This is a genomic window from Paracoccus acridae (assembly GCF_014642735.1).
GTDB lineage: Bacteria > Pseudomonadota > Alphaproteobacteria > Rhodobacterales > Rhodobacteraceae > Paracoccus > Paracoccus acridae.
Map to the genome: position 1 here is coordinate 1 of NZ_BMIV01000048.1, position 4,688 is coordinate 4,688.

Genomic DNA, 4,688 nt, shown 5'->3' on the forward strand with positions numbered 1-4,688 from the left:
ACCGCGTTCGCGAAGCTCGGCCGGATAGGCGGGGGTGAATCTCGGCTTTGACATAGGGCTCATCCTTTGAGTGTTTTACTCTCCGGTAAACCAGGGGCGGTTCAATACGACGGTCATACCCTGGCGCCTGCGCTCGAGCAGGTCGCCATCCTGACTGACCAGGTGCCGGATCTCGCCGTCGTCGATCGCGGCTATCGCGGCCATGGCGTGGAGACCACCAAGGTCCTGATCAGCGGCACGAGACGCGGCATCACCCCGCTCCTGGCAAAGCTCCTCAGGCGACGAAGTGCTATCGAGCCGGAGATCGGGCACATGAAAACCGACGGACGTCTTGCCAGATGTCCGCTGAAGGGGCGCATCGGCGACGCAATCTTCGCCGTCCTCTGCGCCTGCGGTCACAATATCCGCAAGATCCTGGCCCATCTCAGGGCTCTTTGGGTCCTGCTCTTTCATCTGATCGGGCCGATGATCTGGCCCGAAACGCCCCATCAACGCGAAGCATTGGCTGGCGGATAAGGTTGTTCAGAGCCGACTAATGAGGCAGCGGAAACCGTAGGTCTGTCCAGAAGGATGATGACCCGCCAGGTGCCTGGCGGGCCTCGTGCTATTGCTACAGGTTCTTCAGCAAAGCGTCTGCTCGTCGGGCATCTGTCACCGCAGCCAGCGCTTCCAAATATTCGACGAGGGCGGTTGCGGCGACGGAGCACAATATTGCCCGATAGGTAGGCACCAAGCGCTCATGGAGAGCCGTCATGCAACTCTCATCGTCGATGATAACCGGCTTGACGTCATCCTGCGCGATTCGCGAGAGGCCATGGATAACTTGACGAATGTCATCAGATACGGCCTCCAGCCCGTCCGGCCCCTTTGCTCCATCCGCCATCTGCCGATCCACACGAGCAGCCAGATCCATAATCGAGGCCGGGCAATCCTGTAATGTTGCGGCGTGCAGATGTTCTCTAGCCAAGCGTGCCTTGCGCGTCAGGGCGAGCACCGCCTGCTCGGTTCGTCTGGAAATGATGCTTACACCGATCATGAAATGTACTCTCCCTCCAGGAGGTCGGTCTCCCATGGATCTTGCAGATAAAGCCCGGCTTCTTTTGCAACGTCTTCGAGCTTGTCGACGAGCAGACAGATTTCTTCAACTACGGGACTGGCAGGATCAATATCTGCCGCAAAGCCGCATTCCGCTGTGTCAGGGTCCGCAGCATAGCGTAACGTCAAAAGTCCATAGAGCTTCTCGATCTCAATACGCGTGGATCGCGTAAGAGGTTTGCCGAGCCGCAAATTGTCAATGATCCCTCGGGTGCGGCGCAGCCAATCTCGACCACCGAGAGTGAACGCAGCGTGCTGCAGAGCTTCAGAATTATCCTGTACGAAAAGATGAAGAGCCGTAGGAGTTGTGGGGAAATCGAACATCATTGTTCTCCCAAAAAGCGCCCACAGCATTGGCTGCGGGTGACAAGCACACGGCGCAACGTCCGTGCCAGCTCATGATCTTTTATAACCTTTCAACGCGCAGGGCTGCTTTCAGTCTTCCTTTGCCTGCACACCGCAAGGGAAAGGAAGACTAAAAGCAGCCCATTGACCCATCTGCCAAGCCTGCTATCGAAGAAAGACCTGGCCAATGGACAAGTCATGCAACGAAAAATTATTATGCGGCCGTGGCGTGGCACGGCCGCATGTGATGGCAAGGTCACCACTGGCAGCGAGTTTAGCTTAGTCTGTCTAATAAGCCTAACCTGCAGGGTGCATTCTACACCAAATCTGTCTTGACCGAGGCAGCCAAACCCATACTTACATCCAGCGCATTTGGCAGTTCTTATGGGAAAGACAGTGGCGGTATAGGCTACGCCCTACGGAATATCTTCACGGAAGAACCTTCGATTACGATCTTCTCGATAAAATGGGCAATGTACCGTTTCCGGAACTGGATGTAGCCACTGGTGATCCAGTTCCTCATCCCACTCCCAATCTCCGCTATCTTGCTCTCCTCGATTGCTGCATTACGCGCCCGTCGTCGTTCGAAGTCTTCAATCCGCTTCTGTATGATGTCGCGCTCGGCTACCACGCGCTTGAACTGCAACTGAAAGTCTTCATCCTCAGGGCTTAGTAGCTCATTGGCCACCAACGACAGGTAGCGCTGGGTTTCCTTTCTCTTTGACTGCAATTCGGCCTGGAGCGATTTCATGTGTTGTTCCTCGGCTTCAGACATCTCGAAGGTCTTTTCAATCGCGGCAGTGCACACCTCGCGGATACGTTCGTCTGCAAAAAGACTGTTGGCCAGATCATCCATTATGAGATCATCGAGGAAGTCCATCCGTAAGCTTTGTCCCTGGCATTCACTCTTCCCCTTCCGGGCGTGTCCACCGCAGGTATAATACCGATATCTTCCGCCCTTTCCTGTGCGCAGTGTCATTTTGTTGCCGCAAAATCCGCAGTACAACAATGACGACAGCAGAACAGGGTTGTTCAATGCACGCGGAGGGGTCCTGTTGGGATTTCGACTGCGAAGGCGCAGCTGGGTCTCTGCTGATTGCTGCGTTGTTATGATAGCAGGGACGGGGATGAAGATATCAACCGCGCCTTCTTGGTTGATCTTATGGCGTCTCGTGCCCGTGTAGCAGTTGTTTGTAAGGACTTGATGCACCTGCCCGATCGTCCATTGTCGGCCTCGTCTGTTGAGGCCGTTCTCATTCAGCCAGGATGTGATAGCTTTGATGCCCATGGGGCCTGAACTTCCCTTCCCGTGGTTGTACATCGTGTAAATGTCACGAACGATCGCGGCCTCGTCGGGTGACAGAACCAGGATTTTCCTGTCGCGATTGCCGCTGTGCCCGGCTACGACCGATCGATAACCGAAAGGTGGTAGACCGCCGTTGAAATAGCCCTGTCGAGCATTTTCGGCTAAACTCCGCTTCACATGCTTTCTTGTTTCAGCGGAATGATGTTGATCCATCATGCCGATCAGCATTCTCATTAGGTCACCCATCTCCCCGAGCTCGCCGGAAGGTTGGGTGACGCTTTCGATCTTGATGCCGAGTTCGGCAAGCTCTCTTACTGCGAGCTCACCTCCCAGAACATCCCGAGCCATTCTGCTGTAAGAATGAACAACAACATGAGATACTTCCTCGCGATGTTGTTCGGCGAACCTGAGTAGTGCATTCCAGCCTGGCCGGTTCATCTTTGTACCGGTATGCGCGTCCTTGAATTCGCGCACTTCACGATGACCCTTCTTTTCACAGTACTCGCGCATGGTTCGAAGCTGGTCTGGTATGGAAAGGTCACGTTCAGCCTGTTTGCCAGTGGAAACACGGGCATAGATCAGGGCCGTCTTCCTGTTGCCGTCGGAGATCTTATTCTTCATCGACGTTCACCTTGCTGACTGCCGCAGGCATTGTTGCTGTCTGGAGCCGCTGGCCCTCGTGGTTGCCAGCAATCTCATCTTTGTAGTGCGCCAGAAGGATGTGGATTTCGTTCGCGTCTACCGGTCTGACACGGTTGAAGACGGTGACTTGGATACTCTTTCCACAGCGCCCGCCAGTATAACGGACATACGTAGCCTGTTTGGCTGGCTTGGGGGGTGTTGATGACCTGTTCATAGGTCTGCTCCTCACATAACGCGAATCCTCCGCTTAGGAGCGGAGAATTGGCTGGTGGGCATGGCTTATTGCCAGGCCGACGCAACATCAGGCTCACGGCCAGATGAAGTGACAAGAAGGGAGCAATCCCGAGCCTTATATACGGCCCGTCGAAGAACAAATCAAGTACCTACGATAACGGTCTATAGTTGTTGATCTACGACTTGGAAATGTTAAGTTTTGCCTCCGCTTTAAGCTGATGGTTGAAGGAGATATCATGCAAAAAACTGCCTCAAATCTCCCCTCGGGGAGCCGTGTTGTGCTATACATGCGGGTTTCGACCGGACGCCAGGCGCTAAACGATCTCTCTATCCCTGACCAGCGCAAACAACTGGAAGCCTACTGTAAGGAACATTCTCATCAAATAGTTGCTGAGTTTATAGACGCTAAAAGCGGCCGAAACGACAATCGAGACGGTTTTCAGAAAATGATGGCCTTCGTTTCGGATCAGCATGCAAAGATCGACTTGATTCTGGTCCATTCGTTTAGCCGGTTCTTCCGAGACGGAGTAGAATCCGAAGTATACATCCGGGGCCTGAAAAAAAAGAATATCCAGGTCGTAAGTCTAACTCAAAAAACTGAAGACACGCCTCACGGGAATTTAGTCCGCCGTATATTAGCGATAGTCGATGAGGTGCATTCAGAGGAAACAGCGAAACACGTAAAGAGATCATTACGTGAGAACGCACTGCAAGGGTTTTGGAATGGCGGGAATACTCCCTACGGATACCGCGTCGTCGAGGCGGAGAAGCGGGGGAGGACATCGAAGAAAAAATTGGCAGTTCACGATGAACACGCTGCACTGCTTCAGAAAATGTTCTACCTTTCGCTTCATGGCGACGACAATTCAGGGCCGATGGGCATCAAAAGGGTTGTGAATTGGCTAAATGAGCGCGGCTACAAGACCAGAGCTGGCAACAAGTGGTCTATCGCTGTTGTTCAGTAACCACCCGATTTCCACCGCCTGCCTGAGCGTGGGGCTGACCGGCTAAGACACGTGCGTAGCGACGTCGTTAACGACGTGTCTTATGCGGGGCTTTCGATGCG

Annotated in this window: 4 protein-coding genes and 1 pseudogene; 2 read left to right on the forward strand and 3 right to left on the reverse strand. The window is 53.8% G+C overall.

Features of this window, described 5'->3' with window-relative positions:
* Positions 1-105: 105 nt before the first annotated feature.
* Positions 106-516, forward strand: a pseudogene (locus IEX25_RS19450) (IS5/IS1182 family transposase); the annotation flags it as partial.
* 94 nt (positions 517-610) lie between these two features.
* Here the strand turns inward: IEX25_RS19450 and IEX25_RS19455 are convergent.
* From IEX25_RS19455 to IEX25_RS19465, 3 genes are all read right to left on the reverse strand, one after another.
* Positions 611-1,036, reverse strand: a complete 426-nt coding sequence (locus IEX25_RS19455; RefSeq protein ID WP_188717359.1) for a hypothetical protein — start codon at positions 1,034-1,036, stop codon at positions 611-613.
* A complete protein-coding gene (locus tag IEX25_RS19460; protein WP_188717361.1) occupies positions 1,033-1,419 on the reverse strand; it encodes a hypothetical protein in 387 nt (128 codons plus the stop codon). Before IEX25_RS19460 ends, IEX25_RS19455 begins: the two co-directional genes overlap by 4 nt.
* Positions 1,420-1,849: 430 nt before the next feature.
* Entirely contained in the window at positions 1,850-3,367 is a 1,518-nt protein-coding gene (locus IEX25_RS19465) for a recombinase family protein (protein ID WP_188717362.1), read from the reverse strand.
* A gap of 491 nt (positions 3,368-3,858) precedes the next feature.
* On the opposite strand from IEX25_RS19465, the gene IEX25_RS19470 reads away from it, so the two are divergent.
* Complete coding sequence (locus IEX25_RS19470; protein WP_188717364.1) at positions 3,859-4,587, forward strand: recombinase family protein; 729 nt, start codon at positions 3,859-3,861, stop codon at positions 4,585-4,587.
* Positions 4,588-4,688: the final 101 nt, after the last annotated feature.